The sequence below is a fragment of the Flavobacterium sp. UMI-01 genome (assembly GCF_019656315.1).
Classification (GTDB): Bacteria; Bacteroidota; Bacteroidia; order Flavobacteriales; family Flavobacteriaceae; genus Flavobacterium.
In genome coordinates this window covers 38,438-59,258 of sequence record NZ_BPLU01000019.1, presented here as the reverse complement: position 1 = coordinate 59,258, position 20,821 = coordinate 38,438, and the positions used below count along the sequence as shown (strand labels likewise).

Annotated in this window: 12 protein-coding genes; all 12 read left to right on the top strand. The window is 36.7% G+C overall.

Features of this window, described 5'->3' with window-relative positions:
• The first annotated feature begins 1 nt into the window (after position 1).
• The 12 genes from K5R64_RS07670 (at position 2) to K5R64_RS07615 (ending at position 20,755) form a co-directional block, all read left to right on the top strand.
• Positions 2 to 2,080: a RagB/SusD family nutrient uptake outer membrane protein gene (locus K5R64_RS07670; RefSeq protein WP_220762382.1), complete on the top strand. Its 2,079-nt coding sequence runs from the start codon at positions 2 to 4 to the stop codon at positions 2,078 to 2,080.
• Positions 2,081 to 2,096: 16 nt separating this feature from the next.
• Complete coding sequence (locus K5R64_RS07665) at positions 2,097 to 3,005, top strand: DUF5017 domain-containing protein (protein ID WP_220762380.1); 909 nt, start codon at positions 2,097 to 2,099, stop codon at positions 3,003 to 3,005.
• Between the two features lie 1,661 nt (positions 3,006 to 4,666).
• Positions 4,667 to 5,902 carry a glycoside hydrolase family 88 protein gene (locus K5R64_RS07660; RefSeq protein ID WP_220762378.1) on the top strand — a complete coding sequence of 412 codons (1,236 nt, stop codon included), beginning with the start codon at positions 4,667 to 4,669 and terminating at the stop codon, positions 5,900 to 5,902.
• Positions 5,903 to 6,281: 379 nt separating this feature from the next.
• Positions 6,282 to 7,595 carry an alpha-L-fucosidase gene (locus tag K5R64_RS07655; protein WP_220762376.1) on the top strand — a complete coding sequence of 438 codons (1,314 nt, stop codon included), beginning with the start codon at positions 6,282 to 6,284 and terminating at the stop codon, positions 7,593 to 7,595.
• A gap of 259 nt (positions 7,596 to 7,854) precedes the next feature.
• Positions 7,855 to 9,609 (top strand): alpha-L-fucosidase, encoded by a 1,755-nt coding sequence (locus K5R64_RS07650; RefSeq protein WP_220762374.1) that lies wholly within the window; start codon positions 7,855 to 7,857, stop codon positions 9,607 to 9,609.
• A 12-nt stretch (positions 9,610 to 9,621) separates the two neighbouring features.
• Positions 9,622 to 10,710, top strand: a complete 1,089-nt coding sequence (locus tag K5R64_RS07645) for a glycoside hydrolase family protein (protein ID WP_220762373.1) — start codon at positions 9,622 to 9,624, stop codon at positions 10,708 to 10,710.
• Positions 10,711 to 10,738: 28 nt separating this feature from the next.
• Entirely contained in the window at positions 10,739 to 12,073 is a 1,335-nt protein-coding gene (locus K5R64_RS07640) for a sugar porter family MFS transporter (protein WP_220762372.1), read from the top strand.
• Between the two features lie 18 nt (positions 12,074 to 12,091).
• Positions 12,092 to 12,901 (top strand): alpha/beta hydrolase family protein, encoded by an 810-nt coding sequence (locus tag K5R64_RS07635; RefSeq protein ID WP_220762371.1) that lies wholly within the window; start codon positions 12,092 to 12,094, stop codon positions 12,899 to 12,901.
• Positions 12,902 to 12,909: 8 nt separating this feature from the next.
• The gene (locus tag K5R64_RS07630; protein ID WP_220762370.1) at positions 12,910 to 14,373 is read left to right on the top strand and encodes a sulfatase-like hydrolase/transferase; all 1,464 of its coding nucleotides are present in this window, start codon (positions 12,910 to 12,912) and stop codon (positions 14,371 to 14,373) included.
• Between the two features lie 48 nt (positions 14,374 to 14,421).
• On the top strand, positions 14,422 to 16,413 hold the full coding sequence (locus K5R64_RS07625; protein WP_220762369.1) for a glycoside hydrolase family 97 protein: 1,992 nt from the start codon (positions 14,422 to 14,424) through the stop codon (positions 16,411 to 16,413).
• A gap of 120 nt (positions 16,414 to 16,533) precedes the next feature.
• A complete protein-coding gene (locus tag K5R64_RS07620; RefSeq protein WP_220762368.1) occupies positions 16,534 to 18,051 on the top strand; it encodes a sulfatase in 1,518 nt (505 codons plus the stop codon).
• A gap of 31 nt (positions 18,052 to 18,082) precedes the next feature.
• A complete protein-coding gene (locus tag K5R64_RS07615; protein ID WP_220762367.1) occupies positions 18,083 to 20,755 on the top strand; it encodes a hypothetical protein in 2,673 nt (890 codons plus the stop codon).
• Positions 20,756 to 20,821 lie beyond the last annotated feature (66 nt).

Here is a 20,821-nt window from a genome sequence, read left to right as displayed (position 1 = left end):
AATGAAAAAGAAAATATTAGCATTAATAGCTTTTAGCGGTATTTTAAGCATCAGCTCATGCACAGATTTTTTGGACACCAAACCAACAACAAACACATTAGAAACGTATTTTAATAACGAAGCCGAATTAAATACGTATTTAAATAGTGTTTATGACGCGATGAATCAAGCTAACTTTTATTCTTCGGGTTATCAAATGATTACTGCTCAAAGTACTGATGAGGCCTATAACCGTTCAGGATTAAATGCAACTACAATGGGTACTTATACAGGTTTACCATCAGATGGAGCCAATAGTAGTTTTTGGAACAGCTTGTATATAGGTATTAATAGAGCGAATACGGTATTGGAGAATATTGACAAAGTGCCTAATTTGACTCCAGAGCGTAAAAATATATTTTTGGGAGAAACTCGTTTTTTAAGAGCATATTATTTGTTTTTAGCTACCCAATGGTATGGAGATGTTCCTTTGAGAACCAAATCGGTTAAAACACCTCAGGATACACATTTTGCTTTTACACCTCAAAAAGAAGTGTATGATTTTGTAATTGCTGAAATGACTGCTGCGGAACAACTTTTGAGCAAGCAAACTCCAGCAACTATTGTACCTTATCAAAGTGGTAGAATTACCAATACTACTGTACAAGGAATTTTAGCAAGGGCGTGTTTGTATGCGGCAGGAAATCCTCTTAACGATACAAAACGTTATGCTGAAGCAAAAGCTTGGGCTCAAAAAGTAATCGCTTCTGGATTTCATAAGTTAAATCCAAATTTTGAGCAAATTTTTATCAATCACTCACAAGATCTTTACGATGTAGCTTTCAAAGAAAGTATGTGGGAAGTTGAGTTTAAAGCAGATCCTAATAACCCTGACCTTAGAGAGGCATTGAATGCTAATGCAATGTTATGCCCACAATATAATGGTCAAACACCTAGTATGGGTAAAGGATTATGCCAAGTGTTAACAACTGCTGTATTGTATAGAAGTTATGAGTCTTTTTACAATCCGACACGTTCTACTGATTTGTCTCCAGACAAAAGAAGAGATATTTGTGTAAATCCTTGGAGTTATTCAGGAGGTAATTTAACTACAGATGCGGTTAAAAATCCTGTTGCTTGGAATGTTTGGTGGGGTAGATGGCCTGGTAAATGGAAAAGAGAAAATGAATTTGTTAAAGAAAACAATGGTTCGCCACAAAACTGGCCTATTCTACGTTATGCTGACGTTTTGTTGATGTATGCTGAAGCTGATAACGAAATCAACGGACCAACACCTCAATCAATTGAATTGGTTAATCAAATTAGAGCAAGAGCATACGGTTCGTTGACATCTACTAATAGTATTGTACTTACGTTAACATCAGGTGGTAGTGGTTATACCATTGCTCCAACAGAAATTACTACAGTAGGTGGTTCTTCTAGTGTAAAAGCAACTATTGGTTCAACTATTGCTGGAGGTGCTGTAACATCTCTTACGATGAGTAACCCAGGCGCTTATGCTTCTTTACCGACCACTATTTATTTAGGTACTCAATGGGAGGCTAACAAAGCGTTTCTTGTAAACACAAACGTTGTAAATCCAGCAAATGGATTATTGTATAGAGTAACCACAGCTGGAACTTCTACTTCTGTAGCTCCTACACATACCTCTGGTGCTTCTGCTGCTGCTTCAACTGGTGCTGTGTTTACGTATATTGGTGTGGCTGCAACAGCTACAGCGGTTAAAATGACAGGAGCTTTGACTTCCGCTCAAACAGCGAATAAAGATGAATTTAGAAAAGTAATACAAGATGAGCGTATGCGTGAATTGTGTTATGAAGGATTTAGAAAAAGAGATTTAATTCGTTGGGGAATGTTAGTTCAAAAAGTGAAGGAAATGGGAGATCTAGCGGTTAATGGAAGTTTGGAAAGATTCCCGAATGGTAACCAAATCATTCATATTGCTTCTAATAGTGGATCTCTTAGAGATATTGCTGCAAACTCTGGTAAAAACATTAGTGATAGATGGAATTTATTGCCAATACCATTGGATGAAATTTCGAACAATAGATTGGCTAAACAAAATCCAGGTTTTCAATAATTAAAAATAAAATATGATGAAAAAAATAATTTTTACGATAATGATGTTAGGTATCATTGCAACTTCTTGTAGTGATATTGAGGTAGAAACTCCATCTTTTGAGGCCAGATTAGATAAATTAAATTATAAAGCAGGTGATACGGTTAGGTTTTCTTTTTCAGGTAAAACCGATTATTTGTATTTCTTTTCAGGTGAATTAGGTAAAGAATACAGCAAGCGTTCTATTTTTGAAAATGACGTTAATGGAAATGCTGAATTTTCTTTTAATAGTAACGTAAGTGGCGGTACTGTTGGGGTAAACAACATAAGAGTATTAGTTTCTAATGATTTTAACAGTGTTTACGATAAGACAAATGTGCAAAATGCTACATGGGTTGATATCACAGACAAAGTAGTTTTGGGAACAACGACTACCAATGTTGCCTCGGGTGTGGTTGACTTATCACCTTACCAAGCTGAGGGGAAACCGTTGTTTATTGCGTATCGATATGTAGGTAGTAATACTCAAACAACCGCTCAAAGAACGTGGACTATTGGTGCTTTCTCGTTCAAAACAAAACATGCTGATGGTGAAGTTTATGTTAATGCTACAAGTGTTAGTAACGCTACGTTTACTAATGTAACTTTTGATGAGAATGCAACCCAATGGACTGTAAACAGTGCTTCGTTGACACATGTGGGTCTTGCTGCAGGAAATTTAGATGATGATGACTGGGTTATCTCTTCGGCTATTAATTTAAAAACAGCCATCGGTGATGCAACAGGAGTTGTTACGCTAAGAACACTTAATACTGGATTTACACCAAGTTCTTTTGAATATGTGTATCAAACTCCAGGGACTTATAAAGCTACTGTTGCAGCTGTAAATGCTACATCACAAGGTAGAAAAGATAAAGTTACTGAGTTTACAATCGTAGTAGAATAATTTTATTGTTTTTTGATTTGAGGAGAGGTTGTCTAGTAATAGATAGCCTCTCTTTCTTTTTTTGGTGTAAACGTAATTTAGAATTTAGTTAATCCAATTTTTTTTTATTAGCTACAATTCTCTACATGCAATAGTTAAAGTATTTGTGTTCTTTTAGACTGCAAATAAGGGTTTTTTTGCGGTTATTTAAATAAAAGTATATTAGTTGTTGTGAAAGGTTATAAAAGTGCCTCTATTGAAGCAAAATCAATCCGTATGTCTTCGTTTGGGATTTGGAATGAAATGAACTGGTTTTCCGATTGAAAGAATTCAAATGAAGTAAAGTAATGCCTGTTGAGTTTAATTGAATTCGGTTTTGAATAAAACAAAAGCGACAGTAAATAATTAAATTTACTGCCGCTTTCAAAAAACCAATCAAACTAACTAAATTTCTAACAAAGAATTTATTTGTATTACCTCCCTAGATTTTGTGTCCGGACAGGATTTATTTTCATCATTTGGAATGCCTTATCAATAACAATAGTTTTTCAGTAATTTAAACCAAGACATAACCATTGGGTTAGAAATTCCTAAATAAGAATAGGTATTTGTTCTAAAATAAAGGAGTCCTAATGGGAATCCTGATTTCTTATGGATTTTAATTACTAGTCCTTAAGGATTGTTTTTCTACCTATTCAGTTACTTTTTTACAAGTAAAACATGCATTTTGTTATTTGTACTACAATATTAAAAGATTAAATTTTTATTAGGTATAAATTAATGCCTCATGAGTATAAATTATAATTCATCTGAGTGTTGGATGCTAGTTTTTCTTATCGTTTTCGAGTCTCGAGTTTTTTTTTTGAGAGTAAAAGTTTAAAAATGATAAGAGTAAAAATGATTGATAAAACGGAAACATATTAAACAGTGTTTTTTGCCAAAATAAAATGGCTTCTGGGTAATTTAAGTTAGTTTTTTTGCTTACTTAATGGGAATGCTTTGGTCTTCATACCACATTGTGGCAATTTCAAAATTAATTCATACAATTAATGAAAAAGTTGTTGAGTGAATGAAGTATGTTTTATTCATTTTGAGTAAGTGCCTGAATTTGAAAAAAAATAAAGTTGAGTAGAGTTATACTGCGTAATTTGGGTTTAATTTAATGGAACTCTTCTTGTTTAATGACGATTCTAAAAAGGTCACTGATGTCTTTGTCTATATAATGTCTAGTTGTTTTTATGAGGTAATTTTATTGGAATGAAAGTTTTTTGTACAAATTATCTTAAGTTTGTAGCTTCTGTTTATTTAATTTTTTTGAAGAAAAGTTTTATAAAAAAGCGATTTTAAGTCGCTTTTTTAAGATTATTAAATAGAAATAATGACGCGCCTAAGAAGGGAAGGATAGGTAAAGCTGTTAAACGTAAAATCTTTTATTTTTTTTAATAAAATAATGCTGAAATCGGTCAAAGCCAAGAAACAGCAAGCGATAAGGGGCTAAAAGAATAATAGTTTATAGTCTTTGGTTAATAATTTAATAAGGGTCTGGTGTGATATCCTTAAACTTGTAATTGTAAACAAAGTCTAATAATATTAGTTGTTTTCAAGGAATATCAAATTAATTAAAATAAGAAGTTCTAGTTTTATTAAGTTGATTTTTTTATAAAAATATTAATTCAATTATAATGAGTGTAATCAAGCCGTGTTTAATTTTAGGTTTATCTTTATTGTTATCCTGTAATTCAGCAAAAAAAGAAAATTTAAAAATTACTAAATCAGAAACTAAAACTGATTTGGTATTACAAAAGAATGTCGATAAAATAAAAACCGTTGCACAAAGTTTAAAGTATGTTGACAGCTTTCCTAGAAATGTAAAAAAGAATACCAAGAACTGGAAGTTCGTAGATGTAGCCGATTGGTGTAGCGGATTTTGGCCAGGAGTACTTTGGTATGCCTATGAAGCCTCTGGTGATAAAGAGATTCTTAAAGAAGCGCAAAGATTTACAGCTCCTCTTAAAGTGATAGGATATACACCTGCACTAGATCACGATATAGGATTCCAAGTATTTTGTAGTTATGGTAACGGTTATAGATTAACAGGCAATAAAGAATACAAAAAGGTAATATTGGCTGCAGCTGATACCTTAGCTACATTGTATAATCCAAAAGCGGGAACCATTTTGTCTTGGCCAGTACAGGTGAAGAAATTCCAGCACAATACGATTATCGATAATATGATGAATTTGGAATTGCTTTTTTGGGCTGCTAAAAATGGTGGAGATAAAAAATTATATGATATCGCCAAAAGTCATGCTGAAAAAACGATGCAACACATTGTAAGAAAAGATGGTGCTGTTTATCATGTAGGGTCATTTGATTTAAAAACAGGAAAATTTTTGAGAGGTTACACACATCAAGGATATGCAGATGAATCCATGTGGGCAAGAGGTCAAGGTTGGGGAATTTATGGTTTTGCAATGGCTTACAGAGAAACAGGAGAAAAAGCATTCTTAGATACCTCTATTAAATTGGCAGACCATTATATGAATAGATTGCCAAAAGATGGAATTCCATACTGGGATTTTGATGACCCTAAAATTCCAAACGCGCCTAAGGATGCTTCGGCAGCTGGTGTTGTAGCTTGCGGAATGTTGGAATTATCTCAATTGGTTAAAGACGAAGCGTTGAAGCAAAAGTATTATAATGCAGCGGCATCTTATGTGGACATATTATCAAGTGATAAATATTTGAGTGGAGACACTAATCAAGCTTTGTTGTTACATTCTACAGGACATCATCCAAAAGGTTCAGAGATTGATGTGCCTATCATTTATGCTGATTATTACTATATGGAAGCTTTGATTCGTTTAAATAAAATGAAAAATCTAAGCAGCAAGAGTACTTCAGCAGTAATGAAATAAAAGGTTGTTAGTTACGAATTAGTTTGTAGTAAGTGAATAGAGTCGATTATGGTTTTCCATAGTCGATTCTGTTTTTTAAGGAATATAGTAACCAGAAGAATCAATAAGAAATTTAATTTTTTCTAAATAACAATCCAATACTGAGGTTACTAAATAAAGCTGTATTTGGATGTTTTCCTTGGCGGAATACGACTTTTGCAGTACTATTCAATGGGTTTTGTTGAAGAAATCCTGTTTTTGAAGAATATGTCCTGATTTTTGACGAACCTATTCATAGTAGTATTGGGGTTTAGAGTTAATTTAGCTTCATTTAAAATAGAATAGAAATCATTTTAAGAAACCAAAATTATTAAACAACAAACTAAAAAAAACTTTTGTTATGAAATCAAAGTTAACCCTTATCATTGTATCCTTATTGACAATGAGTTTTACCGCATTGGCCCAACTGAAAAACAAACCCGAAAAGGTGGAAAATTTTATGGATATGGGATTTGGTATTTTTGTGCATTGGAGTTTAGACTCTCAATTGGGTAGTGTGATTAGCCATTCGATGGTGGGAGCTTCTGAAGATTATGTAAAAAGGTACATGAATGAACTTCCTAAAACTTTTTACCCAGATAAATTTGACCCAGACGAATGGGCAAGATTGTTTAAAGTTGCCGGTGCCGAATACGTGGTTTTTACTGCCAAACACCATAATGGTTTTTGTATGTGGGATACCAAGACGACTCCTTTCAATATTATGAACACACCTTATAAGAAGGATATCGTAGGGGAACTGGTAAAAGCCTTGCGCAAACAAGGACTGAAAGTAGGGATTTATTTTTCGCCAGAAGATTTTAGCATTTTGCACAAACAAGGCAATTTGATTTCTCGTAATACTAAAGAAAGTCAGGTGACGGACAACCCAGAATTGTTAGCCTATGACAAACGACAAATTGATGAATTGATTGCCAAATACAGTCCTATTGATGTGATGTTTTTTGATTCTTTCAAAAAAGGAGACTTAGTACAATATGTTCATGCCAAAGATCCCAATATTATGGTCACTCGTGGTGAGATACAAACACCAGAGCAAAAAATCCCAGATGTAGCCATGCCAGGACCTTGGGAAACCTGTATGACTATGGGGACGCAATGGGCGTACAAACCAACCAATGAGGTGTATAAAAGCGGTAAAGAAGTAATCAATAAATTAATCGAAATCAGAGCCAAGGGTGGAAACTTTTTACTTAACATAGGGCCAAAACCCAATGGAGAAATCCCCATTGAACAAGAAGAACGTTTGCGTGAAGTAGCACTATGGATGTTTGTAAATTATGAAGGAGTGAAGAATGTTAGGTCGGTGCCAGGACTTATAAGGGATGGTGATGTGTGGTTTACCAAAGATAAAAAAGAGAATACGGCTTATGTTTTCATAACCGAACAAAAAGACTGGTTCAAGGGGTTTCGAAGAAACTTTTTGATTAAAAATATTAGGGCTACAAAAGAAACGACAGTCTCAGTTTTAGGTCAAAATGATTTGGTTGTAGAATACTGGCCGGAGAACAATCCTAAAACGACTTTCACACAACACGCTGACCGATTGGAATTATCTGTAAGTAGAGCGCAAAGACTTTACAATGATAAAATTTGGCCTAATGCTATCGTTGTAAAAGTGACCAATGTAGAGTTTACAGAAACTAAAAAATAGGAATAAAAGACGTATCGTTAAGCAGGTAAAGGACATTGTTAAAACCCGTTAATTAAGGCTTTTTGTCAATATATAAAGGACTTTGCTCGCTCTTTTGAAATACAATACCAAATGAACTATAGTTTATATGGAATGAATTATAATTTATAGGCTATGACAGGAATTGTTTTTAAAATTGTATCAGGTAATTAATTTTAAAAATACAATTTCTTTTTGCCTAGAGGGTTTGGGTTGAAAAGAGAAAGTTTAAGTAGATACTATGAAAAGAATAATTTTAGGAGCTATTGCGCTTTTAGTATTGAGTGGAGCATCCGCTCAAAATGCGGTAAAATCCAAAGCGATTAAAGCAAAGGAAATGACTTTGGAAGAACGCATGGCATGGTGGGAAGAAGCTCGTTTTGGAATGTTTATCCATTGGGGGATTTACACTGTTCCTGCTGGTTTTTATAAAGGTGTGGCACAAACCAATAGTGGGGAATGGATTATGAACAAAGGGAAAATTCCCGTTGCTGAATATGAACAATTTGCAGCGCAATTTAACCCGTCTAAATTCAACGCAAAGGAGTTTGTGGCCTTGGCCAAAGAAGCAGGAATGAAATACATGGTCATTACAGCCAAGCATCATGATGGTTTTTCGATGTTTGATTCTAAAGCAAGTGAATATAATATTGTTGATGCTACGCCGTTTAAACGTGATGTTTTAAAAGAATTGGCCAAAGCTTGTCAAGAGCAAGGAATTAAATTTGGGTTTTATTATTCGCAAGCACAAGACTGGCATCATCCAGGAGGATTAGGAAATAACTGGGATCCTACAATTAAGCGAGTGAGCAGTGATGAATATGTGTACCAAAAAGCCTTACCTGAAGTAAAACAATTATTGACAGAGTATGGTCCAATTGCTATTTTTTGGTGGGATACGCCAAGACAAATGACAAAATCAGTTGTTGATAGTTTGCATCATATTACGAGAGCTTTACAACCAAAAATTATCACCAATGATCGTTTGGGAGATGATTATCCAGGTGACCATAAAACGTTTGAAAGAAACGGACCAAGATACCAGCCTGAAGCAAAATATTGGGAACTGTGTAAACCTATCAGCGGAAGCTGGGGCTACCGTTCTGACGATAATAACTTTAATTCGGTTAAAACCTTAATTCAGGATTTAATTAATCAAAGCAGTAAGGGTGGAAACTTTTTACTGAATGTGAGTCCTACTCATGAAGGGATTCTAAGACCAGAAGCTACAGAGCGCATGAAAGCTATTGGTGTTTGGATGAGTAAAAACAAAGAAGCCATCTACGGTACTCAAGCCAGTCCTACAACTACTGAACCTGCTTGGGGTAGAATTACCATGAAAACAGTAAACAACGCAGGATTGCTGTACTTGCACGTGTATGATTGGAAAGATGGTGCAACACTTCCTATTAGACTTAAAAACACTGTAGAAGCTTGTTATTTATTAACTGACAAAAAAAGAACATTTGAAACCAAAGCAGTGGCCGATGGATTGCAAGTGCAATTAAAAGGTGAAGCACCTGATGCAGTAGCCTCAGTAATTGTTTTGAAATTAAAAGAAATGCCAAATGCTTTACCGCAATTGCCATTGACACAGGATAAGGCAGGGGTGGTAACCTTGCCAGCAGTTAGAGCTCAATACGAAAACTTACAAGGACCAGGGGCTCAGTATGACGATCATTTGGATTGTGTAGGAAGTTGGGATAGCGAGACAGCTAGAGTGTATTGGTCATTTGAAGTGGCAAAACCAGGAACTTTTAATTTGATAGGAGCTTTTTCAGCGATGTCCGATACGGAAATCAAAGTAACTCTAAACGGTCAAACGCAAACAGTGAAGATTCCTACTACAGGGGACAATCCTAAAAGATTTAAAAATATAGCACTTCATACATTTGAGATAACTAAAGCAGGTAAATACGAGGTATCATTTATGCCTGTAGCAAATAATTGGAAAGCTGTAGGATTGAAAGAAGTAAAATTAGAGCCTACAAAATAAATCATCAAAAGCATGAAATATGTAATTCTCTTAATTCTTGGATGCATCATGTCAAGCTCTGCCCAGAATCCTATTTTTGATAATTTAGGAGAGGCACCCGTTGATGGTGGACTTCAGATGGCAGATTATTGGGTTTGGGGAAGTTCTGTTATAAAAGGAGAGGATGGAAATTATCACATGTATGCCTCTCGATGGCCCAAGTTTTTGCCTTTTCATCCCGGTTGGATGATTGCGTCAGAAATTGTTCATGCCACTTCCAAAACACCACAAGGCCCTTATCAGTTTCAAGATGTGGCTTTAGGGGCTAGAGGAGCACAATATTGGGACGGTCGTTCGTGCCATAATCCTAAAATTGTCAAATACAAGGATACCTATATTTTATATTATATGGGTTCGACACATCCTTTTGAAGAGGTAACCAAGCAAAATGTAGCAGCCTTTGATTTGCAAAGCAAGTGGTGTATTGCAGGACGCTGGGGAAAACGCATCGGAATCGCTACTTCCAAAAGTCCAAATGGCCCTTGGAAGCGATTGGATAATCCCATTTTGGATGTGAAACCGAATTCTTATTATAGTTTTTTAACCTCAAATCCTTCGCCTTTAATCAAAGAAGACGGTTCTGTAGTTTTGCTTTTCAAAGGTCGCTCTTATAAAGAAGACGGAATTTCAAACAGTGACATGAGTATTGGAGTGGCAACTGCTCCTTCTTATGATGGAAAATACACAGTGGTAGGAGACAAGCCGCTTTTTTCAATAGATAAATTTGGTGAAATTGAAGACCCACATTTGTGGAGTGACAAAAAAGGCTATCACATGGTAGCTAAAGATCAACGAGGAGCTATCACGGGAGGACATGGCGACGGACTTTTGGCACATTCGAAAGATGGAATTAATTGGGTGATTGATAAAAATCCAAAAGCTTATACCAAAACGGTAAAATGGAATAATGGCAAAACAATCGTGCAAGGACAATTGGAACGCCCTTTTGTTTTGGTTGAAAACGGAAAACCTACTCACATTTTTTTTGCCACCATGGATGGTTCAGGAGGTTTTGGGAACGGTACAAAAACATGGAATATGGTTATTCCTTTGAAAAAGTAATTTAACTAACTAAATACATAATTAAATAATGAATAAAAAAATAATACTTTGGTCTATTACTGCAGCTCTTGCAGGATTTTTATTTGGCTTCGATGTGGTGGTTATCTCTGGAGCGGATAAAAAATTACAATCGATATGGCAATCTTCGGATTCTTTTCATGGTTGGGTTGTAATGGGTATGGCACTTTGGGGTACTGTTGTAGGAGCTCTTTTAGGAGGTATTCCTACCAATAAGTATGGTCGTAAAAATACCTTGATTGCTATCGGAATTTTATTTGCTGTATCTGCGGTTGGATCAGGTATCGCTACAGGACCTTGGTTTTTTGCTATCGCTCGATTTATTGGTGGTATCGGTGTAGGTGCATCGACAATTGCAGCGCCAGCTTACATCTCTGAGATTGCACCTGCAAAGGATAGAGGGCGTTTAGTAGCGTTATACCAGTTTAATATCGTTTTTGGAATTTTGATTGCTTTTTTATCCAATTATCTTTTGAGTGGAATTGGAGAAAATGCTTGGAGATGGATGTTAGGGGTTGAGGCCATTCCAGCGGTATTGTACATCATATTTGCGTTGCGTGTACCTAAAAGCCCAAGATGGTTGTTGTCACAATCTCGAAATGAGGAAGCTAAAGAAGTGTTGCAACTTATCAACCCAGAGATGAATGATGCTCAGATTAATGAAATTATAAGTGAGTATCAAAATCATCACGACCAAAGTGACCATTCGGAAAATATTTTCATGAAAAAATATAGATTTCCATTGTTATTGGCTTTCTTATTGGCCTTTTTCAATCAGTTGTCAGGGATTAACGCTTTCTTGTATTATGCTCCTCGTATTTTTGAAGAAGCTGGTTTAGGAGAAAGTACCGCTTTGTTGAGTAGTATTGGTATTGGAATCACAAATCTTATCTTTACTTTGGTAGGGGTGTTTTTGATTGATAAATTAGGTAGAAAAACATTAATGTACATCGGTTCTGTGGGGTATATCATTTCCCTTGGGTTGGTGTCCGCTGCGTTTTTCCAAGGGTGGACAGGAATGGCTGTGCCTATTTTCTTATTCTTGTTTATTGCTGCTCACGCTATTGGTCAAGGTGCTGTTATTTGGGTATTTATTTCTGAAATATTTCCAAACCATTTACGTGCTTCGGGACAAGCTTTCGGAAGTTCGACACACTGGGTTTTGGCAGCCATCATTCCTTCGTTAATTCCGTTTTTATTTAACCATCCGATGATTGGAGCAGGAATGGTATTTTTATTCTTTGCATTAATGATGGTACTTCAATTGTTGTTCGTGGCTTTCATGATGCCAGAAACAAAAGGGAAAACATTAGAAGAATTAGAAGAAATTATGTTGAAAAAATAATAGAAAGTTCTTTCTGAAATGAAAAAATGGTTTCCCTTTTTATTGTGTTTGAATGTTGTCTTTACTGCTTTTGCATCGACTGTAGATACCCTAGTGGTTTATAGCAAGTCCATGAACAAAAACATAAAGAACGTGGTTATTCTACCTGATTCGTACCAACAAAAAGGGAAAAACTATTCCGTAGTGTATTTACTGCATGGCGCGGGTGGCGATCACAAAGCGTGGCTGTCTAAAGCACCCGAGATTAAGAAATATGCGGATGAATACGATGTGGTTTTAGTATGTCCGGATGGTGATAAAACCAGTTGGTATTTTGACAGTCCGGTGGATAATGCGATGCGATATGAAACCTATATTTCAAAAGAACTGGTAGCACATGTGGATAAAACCTATGCTACAATTGCCAATACTAAAAACAGAGCCATTACAGGTTATAGCATGGGAGGTCATGGCGCTTTGTCACTAGCGTTTAAACATCCTGATGTATGGGGTGTAGCCGCTAGTATGAGCGGTGGTGTGGATATCCGATCCTTTCCTTTGGGTTGGGATATTGCCAAAAGATTGGGTTCTTATGCGGAACATAAAGAAAACTGGGAAAACAATACCGTAATCAATCTGGTTCATTTGTTAAACGGTAAAAATTTGAAGTTCCTTTTTGATTGTGGTGTGGATGATTTTTTTTATGATGCCAATAAACGATTGCATCTTAAGTTAGTTGAGCGTAACATTCCGCATGATTATATCGAAAGACCCGGCGGACATACCAATGCCTATTGGAGCAATTCCATTAAATATCAAATGCTATTTTTTAGCGAATTTTTTAAATAAAGAACAGAATGAATTTTCGAATAATTAAATTTTTTGCCATGATGGTAGTTTTGGTTTCTTGTAAAACAACGAAACCAATAGCTAATATTGAAACAACTTCAAAACAACCCAATATTGTAGTCTTGTTATGTGATGATTTAGGATATGGAGATTTGTCTTCTTTTGGACATCCTATTATCAAAACACCTAATTTGGATAAGCTAGCTCAAACGGGGATTAAGTTAAGCAACTTTTATTCTACAGCTCCTGTATGTTCTCCTTCAAGAGTGGGATTGCTTACCGGTAGAAGTCCAAATAAAGCGGGGGTGTATGACTTTATTCCAGGAGGCAAAAAGAGTGAAGACAATAGAGACTTAGTACATCTTCAAGCGCACGAACAAACCATTCCAGCGATGCTTAAAAGTGTAGGATATGCCACTTGTTTGGTGGGGAAATGGCATTGTAATTCAAAATTTAATTCAAAAGCACAACCACAACCTAACGATTTTGGTTTTGATTATTGGATGGCAACTCATAACAATGCGGTTCCAAGTCATAAAAACCCCAACAATTTTATTCGCAATGGCAAAGAAGTGGGCGAAATAGAAGGTTTTAGCAGCCAAATTATAGTTAGCGAAGCTATCAAATGGCTGGATAACAAAAAGGACAACAAACCTTTTTTCTTAGAAGTGACTTTTCATGAACCGCATGAACCCATAGCTTCACCAGAAGATTTGGTGCAAAAATATTTGCCTTTTGCTAAGACGAGAGAACAAGCGGAGTATTTTGCCAATGTTGAAAATGTAGATATCGCAGTAGGTCGTTTGCTTGCTTATTTCGAAAAAAATAAGATTACAAATACTTTAATTGTGTTCAGTTCGGATAATGGTCCGGAAACTTTAAGACGTTATGGCGACAAAGCCAAACATTCTTATGGCTCGCCAGGGGCATTAAAAGGGATGAAATTATGGACCAATGAAGCTGGTTTTAGAGTACCGGGAATCATCAACTGGATAGGGAATAAAACTTTTACGGGAACTTCGGATAAGGTGGTTTCTGCCTTAGACTTTTTACCCACTTTTGCGGAACTGGCTGGAGCCAAATTGCCAAACAGAACCTTAGACGGAGAATCCTTTACTTCACTTTTGAAAAATGGTGATTTTAACCGTACCAAACCGCTTATTTGGGCTTTTTATGATGCTACAAATGATCATAAGGTAGCGATGAGAAAAGGCGACTGGAAAATCATGGCTCGTATTGAAGCTGATGGAAAACCATTACCGAACATCCATAATTTATACGATGGAAATGAGGCTTTAATGAAAAATGCCAAGCTTACCGATTTTGTATTGTTTAATTTGAAAAAAGACATAAGTGAATCTGAAGATGTATCTTCGAAAGAAACCAAGGTTTTTGCAGAAATGAAAAAAGAAGTAGAAAAACAATACAAAGATTTAGTAAACGAAAGCCATTATTGGGTGCGTAAAGAATAAATAGTAAGAACAATCCAATAACAAGCTCGCTTTCAAAAACAATTTAAAATGAATAAAAGTTTCCTAAAATATAGTGTCCTAAGTATGTTGACTATGGTGGTGTTCAATAGTTGTAAAACGGCTTCGGATACTATTGAATTAAAATCCCCAGATACCGATAAAAAAATTACTTTTTATCAATCCAAAAATGAAAACGGAATCCAATTTTCAGTAAACTATGGAAAGCAAGAAGTGCTTTTGCCTTCGATACTGGAATTGATTTCAACCGAATTGAATTTTAAAGGAAAATGTACCATTTTAAGCGTAGAAAAATCTACGGTTAACGAGAATTGGAATTCCCGTTTTAGCGAACTGAGTACGATTCCAGACCACTACAATCAAATAAAAATAGCGGTAAAATTAGGGGAAACCCAATTGACGGTGATTGCGAGAGCTTATAACGAAGGAATTGCTTTTTCGTATGAGATTCCAAAACAGCAAAATCTTACTCAAATTGGCCTGAGCGAAAATATTTATTACAACTTTAAAGAGGATTATCCAGTTTGGTCCACACCAAAAAGAGAAAAAGCGGTGCTAACTGCTCAAGGAAAATACCGAAAAATTCCAATGACACAATTGGAAGAAGGCGCTGAACGTCCTTTGTTGATTGAAATGGGCGACAAGCTAAAAGTGGCTTTGGCAGAAGCCAAATTAGTTGATTATGCTCGTTTGAGTTACAATAAAAGTTCGGCTTCTAAATACAGTATTGTATCTACGCTGGATGGTGTCATGGGTAAAGCAAAACAAGACACGATTACAGGAGCGGTGATTTCGGAAGCTAAAAAAGATGGGAATAAAGTGTATAAAACATTGCCTTTTCAATCGCCTTGGCGTGTGATTATGATGGGCAAAAGCAGGGGCGAATTGTTGGAAAACAATTATATCCTTCAAAATCTAAACGATCCTTCTCAAATTGCCGATGAATCTTGGATTAAACCAGGTAAAGTACTTCGTGAAACGACCTTAACTACTCAAGGGGGATTGGCAGCCATCGATTTTGTGGCCAGTCATAATATGCAATATGTGTTGTTTGATGCGGGTTGGTACGGTAGCGAAATGGATGATAAATCGAATGCGACTACGGTTACTTTAGACCCAAAACGTTCCAAAGGACCTTTCGAAATTGAGACAATTACCAAATATGCCAAAGAAAAAGGAGTGGGAATCATTTTGTATGTGAACCGCAGAGCCTTAGAAAAACAATTGGACGAAATTTTACCTTTATACAAAAAATGGGGTGTAGCCGGAATCAAATATGGTTTTGTGAGAGTAGGCGACCAAGACGCGACCAAATGGCTACACGAAGCCGTAAAAAAAGCAGCCCAATACGGAATGGTATTAGACATTCACGACGAATACCGACCTACTGGATTTTCCAGAACCTATCCTAATTTATTGACGCAAGAAGGAATTAGAGGAGATGAGGAAACCGTTCCTAACGAACATACTTTAATCACGATGTTTACCCGTATGTTAGCCGGAGCGGCTGATAATACCGTTTGTTATTATAGTCCAAAAGTGAAAGCGATGGGTTCGAATGCTTCGCAATTGGCCAAAACCATTTGTTTGTTTAGTCCGTTGCAGCATTTGTATTGGTACGATAAACCAGCGGCCTCTCCTGAAAAATTAGACGGACTTTGGGGCGATACCAAACACATTGGCAACGAACCCGAATTAGAGTTTTTCAATAACGTACCAACTACTTGGGACGAAACCAAAGTATTGGTTGATAAAATTGGCGAATTAGGAGTTATCGCTCGCAGAAAAGGAACCGATTGGTATATCGGTGGAATCAACGGGAAAACGGCATCGAATCTTAGTTTAGATTTTTCATTTTTGGATGCCAATGCGGTTTATCAAACAACTCTTTATACTGATGATGAAACCGTAAAAACCAGAACGCATGTCAAAATTGAAGAAAAAGAGTTGACCAAAACGTCCAACCTAGACCTAGCCTTGAAAAGCAACAATGGTTTTGTGATGCGATTAATTAAAAAATAAATTAAAGATTGATAATTTAATAAGAGTATGAAATGAGCATGACTCAAAATTTGGTCGCAAACACCAATGATGATATGCGAATTACATATGACCGATAAAAAAAACAATAAATATCAACATATGAAAATAAAGAATATTGTAACCGCCGCCGTTTTAAGCTTGAGTTTATTGGGAGTGAACCACCTAACAAACGCTCAAAATAAAAAAGCAATAGACTTAAAATTAAAAGAAATTAAAGGAACCAAAAAACGCAACGTGATTTTCATTTTAACCGATGACCATCGCTACGATTTTATGGGGTTTACTGGAAAAGTGCCTTGGTTGAAAACACCAAATTTAGATAGAATGGCCAAAGAAGGAGCGCACATGAAAAATGCCTTTGTAACCACTTCTTTATGTTCGCCAAGCCGTGCCAGTATTTTAACCGGACAGTATTCTCACGTGCATACTATCGTGGATAATGTGGCGCCAGACCCAGGAAATTTAGCGTATTTTCCACAGTATTTGCAAAAAGCAGGTTATCAAACGGCTTTCTTTGGGAAATGGCACATGGGTGACCATAACGACAAACCGCGTCCAGGCTTTAATCATTGGGAAAGTTTTGCAGGACAAGGCGATTATTATGCGCCTAATTTGAACATCAACGGAAAAAATATTCAGTACGATGACCAAACTTATGTAACGGATTTATTGACAGATCATGCGGTAGAATGGTTGGATAAAAGAGATAAAGAAAAACCGTTCTTTATGTATTTATCACACAAAGCGGTTCACGCGATGTTTTTCCCAGCCAAACGTCATAACGGCATGTATGCAGGGAAAAAGATTGATAAACCAGATAGCTACACCCAAACGATTGGTTCTGAATATAAAAAATTAAACTGGCCGGATTGGGTAAAAAGACAGCGTGATAGTTGGCACGGTGTGGATTATATGTACCACGGAACTGCAGACGGAACTTTTGACGACTTGGTACAACGCTATTGCGAAACTCTGATGGGAGTAGATGACAGCGTAGGAACGGTTTTGGACTGGTTGAAAGCCAATGGTCTAGATGAAGATACCATGGTGATTTATATGGGTGATAATGGATTTAGCTGGGGAGAACACGGATTAATTGACAAACGTCATTTTTACGAAGAATCAGTAAAAGTACCGATGTTAGTGCGTTGTCCTGAAATTTTTGAAGGTGGAAAAACCATCCAAAGAATGGTGCAAAACGTGGATATTGCGCCAACAATCCTAGAATGTGCTGGTTTAGAAAAACCAAAATACATGCCTGGAAAATCTTTTGTACAGTTGTTAAAAGGAGATGAGTCGAATTGGAGAGACAAGATTTTTTACGAATATTATTTTGAATATGATTTCCCAATGACGCCAACTGTTTTCGGTGTTCGTACCGATAAGTACAAATACATCCGTTACAACGGAATTTGGGATACCAATGAATTGTATGATTTAGAAAACGATCCAAACGAAATAGTAAACTTAATTGACAAGCCTGAATTACAGCCGCTGATTAAAGAGTTTGCCAATAGTTTATACGATTGGTTAGAAGACACTAATGGAATGCAAATTCCGTTGAAACGCAATGTGTTCCATAGAATTGGAGATTACGAACACCCTAACCAATATTAATTTTTAAGAATAAAAGATAATTATTACCCCCATGAGATTGATAAAACTAGCTAGTTTCCTTTGTACCCTGTTTTTTATAACAGCCAACAGCCACGCTCAAAAAGTAGGCAGTCATCCGCGTTTGTTTGTGGAACAAAAGGATAGACCCGCTGTATTGCAAAAAATAGAAACAGAAGAATGGGCTAAAAAATCATGGGAAAAATTATTATCCGAAATTAATCCATATGTCAACCGTCATGTGAATGATCCCGAGTGGATTGTTTCGCGATTGGCGATGTATTGGAAAAAAGGGGAACATTACACCCAATGTTATATTAAAAATCAAAATTGGGATTACGGAGAAGGCAACGCACCTATTCCTACAGTGCGACTACCTGGTATGCGTACTTGGAACGATTATGTGAATGTGCCTTTGGAAGACCGAATTCCGTATAATGAAACTGGCGATTTGTTAGGTATCAGTCGTTCTAAAAGCGATAAAACACCGGTTTTGATTCCGTACAAAGAAACGGGACACATGATACGTGCCAATAATATGGAGATTTTGCAATTGGCTGAAAAAGCTTCTTTTGCTTATTTCGTTACCCAAGAAGAAAAATACGCTAAATTCTCAGCCGATATTTTATGGACTTGGTTGCTAGGGACCTATTATATGAATCCACCACTTGACCCGCAAAAATCTTCGGGTGGTCGTGGCGGTTATGAAAAAGGTGGAATTTTAGGGTATTACGATTACGAAGTGATTCATGACGACCGACAAATTCCAGCAGCGGCCATCTATGATTTTGTACACGATTATATGGTGCAACATCCGCATCCGCATTTGAAATCGATGCAAAAATCGACCGAAGATGTGGCGGGAACGGTTTTCAAACGTTTTATCGAAATCGATTTGATTCGTGGTGGTAAGGTAGGAAACTGGAACGTGAATCGTTACAAAAACATCATCGGAAGCATGCTCGTTTTGGAGTCCAATGATTTTTATGCGGACAAAAAAGGAAAAGAATATTACATCCCGTTTTATACCGAAAACCGACCTTCGGATAATTTTGCCGGTTTGCCTGTTATTATGGATTTCTATAATAAAGAAACCGGTTTGTGGCCCGAATCACCGGGTTATGCTACGGGCATGATTCCTACGGTTTTGGATATGGGATTGCAATTGTATCGCGCAGGAGTGAATACACTCGCAGGAAATCCTATTATATTGAAAGCCGCTATGGCTAATTTAGGTTGGTTGGACGCTCGCGGAAATTTGGTCGTCTTTGGCGATATGCGTGGGGGTGCGGCCGATATGTCTTCTTTTGAATCGCTATTGACGTATTCGACTTGGGAAAAAGACCCTGAAACGGCTAAAACAGTGGCAACCGTTATTCGCAAAAGCATCGCCTCAGGGCAATACGACCGTAATAAATCCGATTGGAGAGGGATTGTTTTAAACCAAAGTTTACCCGAATCTCCAAGTGATTTACCGTACCACAATGCTGCCTATTCGGAGTTTCATAAGCATTTAATCTTGCGTAATGGCAATGACGAAAAAAATGGTTTGATGTTTACCTTATACGGTGGAAAAAACAAATCACACCTTACGGCAAATGGCTTAGCGATGCAGTTTTATGGCAAAGGTTGGGCTATGGCGCCCGATGCTTCAGCTTACGAATCCTATTGGTCTTCGGATGCACCGTATCATCGTGGAATTTTAGGTTCGAATACTATTGTACCGGGTTATGCCGAAGGGGACATTACCATCAATGCGATGGATCCTAAAACCGATAAAGGTTCTTTTTACAATAGTGTAACCACCTCCAATCATTGTTCGTTTGCAGATGTTTCGGCTAGCGAAAAACGCCGTTTGGTCGCTATGGTGCGTACTTCTGAAACTACGGGTTATTATGTAGATATCTTTAGAAGTAATCAAGCAGATAATGATTACATCCATCATAATTTAGGGAATTCGGCAGTCTTGCAAACAGCCGAAAATACACCCCTAGCTTTGCAAAAAACAAATGATTTAGGAACCAAATATGCCAAAGAATATTCGTTTTTTACGAACCAACAAAAAGCGGCTTATTCGAATGATTTCAACGCTACTTGGACCACTAAAACGGTTTCACCTGCCTTACACACGAGTATGTGGATGATGGGACAAAACAATAGAGAATTGTATCTGGTTGATGCACCACCTACAACCTTACTGTCCAATGTTACGCCTGGACAAGTGAACAAAAGTCCTGAACCAACACCCACGTTAATCGTGCGTCAAAACAATAATAATGGCGAAAAAAATCCTTTTGTCGCTGTTTTTGAAAATTACAATGAAGGCGAAAAAGCCATTGATAAAATCGAAAAAATTGCTACCTCAGAAAAATTTGTGAGTATCGCAGTGACTTCAAAAAATAGTATGCAATTCATTTGCAATGCGATTGACAACCAATTGTATCAGCCTACTAAAGGGTTAAAATTTCAAGGTACTTTTGGAATTGCTTCTGAGGAAAACGGAAAATTCCAGTATTTGTATTTAGGAAAAGGAAAAGCATTAGAAAAAGACGGTTTCAAACTAGAAGCGGTTAACGATACGGTTTCCGCTGAATTAGTGTTTGAAAATGGTAAATACTATTATTCAGCGGACCAAGCGGTTTTGATTCAGTTGAAAAAAGGTAAAGCCAAAGAATATCCAGCGGGATATCATATTGAAATTAAATAAGTGACGGGTTGGGTGTAATTATTAAAAACGTCAGTTCGAGTGTTTTTTGTGGAGAGAAACGGAACA

Excerpts from the sequence above, each read along its gene's own strand:
- K5R64_RS07620 (WP_220762368.1), top strand. The coding sequence starts at position 16,534 with ATGAAAATAAAGAATATTGTAACCGCCGCCGTTTTAAGCTTGAGTTTA.
- K5R64_RS07630 (WP_220762370.1), top strand. The coding sequence starts at position 12,910 with ATGAATTTTCGAATAATTAAATTTTTTGCCATGATGGTAGTTTTGGTT.
- K5R64_RS07650 (WP_220762374.1), top strand. The coding sequence starts at position 7,855 with ATGAAAAGAATAATTTTAGGAGCTATTGCGCTTTTAGTATTGAGTGGA.
- K5R64_RS07655 (WP_220762376.1), top strand. The coding sequence starts at position 6,282 with ATGAAATCAAAGTTAACCCTTATCATTGTATCCTTATTGACAATGAGT.
- K5R64_RS07645 (WP_220762373.1), top strand. The coding sequence starts at position 9,622 with ATGAAATATGTAATTCTCTTAATTCTTGGATGCATCATGTCAAGCTCT.
- K5R64_RS07615 (WP_220762367.1), top strand. The coding sequence starts at position 18,083 with ATGAGATTGATAAAACTAGCTAGTTTCCTTTGTACCCTGTTTTTTATA.
- K5R64_RS07640 (WP_220762372.1), top strand. The coding sequence starts at position 10,739 with ATGAATAAAAAAATAATACTTTGGTCTATTACTGCAGCTCTTGCAGGA.
- K5R64_RS07635 (WP_220762371.1), top strand. The coding sequence starts at position 12,092 with ATGAAAAAATGGTTTCCCTTTTTATTGTGTTTGAATGTTGTCTTTACT.
- K5R64_RS07660 (WP_220762378.1), top strand. The coding sequence starts at position 4,667 with ATGAGTGTAATCAAGCCGTGTTTAATTTTAGGTTTATCTTTATTGTTA.
- K5R64_RS07670 (WP_220762382.1), top strand. The coding sequence starts at position 2 with ATGAAAAAGAAAATATTAGCATTAATAGCTTTTAGCGGTATTTTAAGC.
- K5R64_RS07625 (WP_220762369.1), top strand. The coding sequence starts at position 14,422 with ATGAATAAAAGTTTCCTAAAATATAGTGTCCTAAGTATGTTGACTATG.
- K5R64_RS07665 (WP_220762380.1), top strand. The coding sequence starts at position 2,097 with ATGAAAAAAATAATTTTTACGATAATGATGTTAGGTATCATTGCAACT.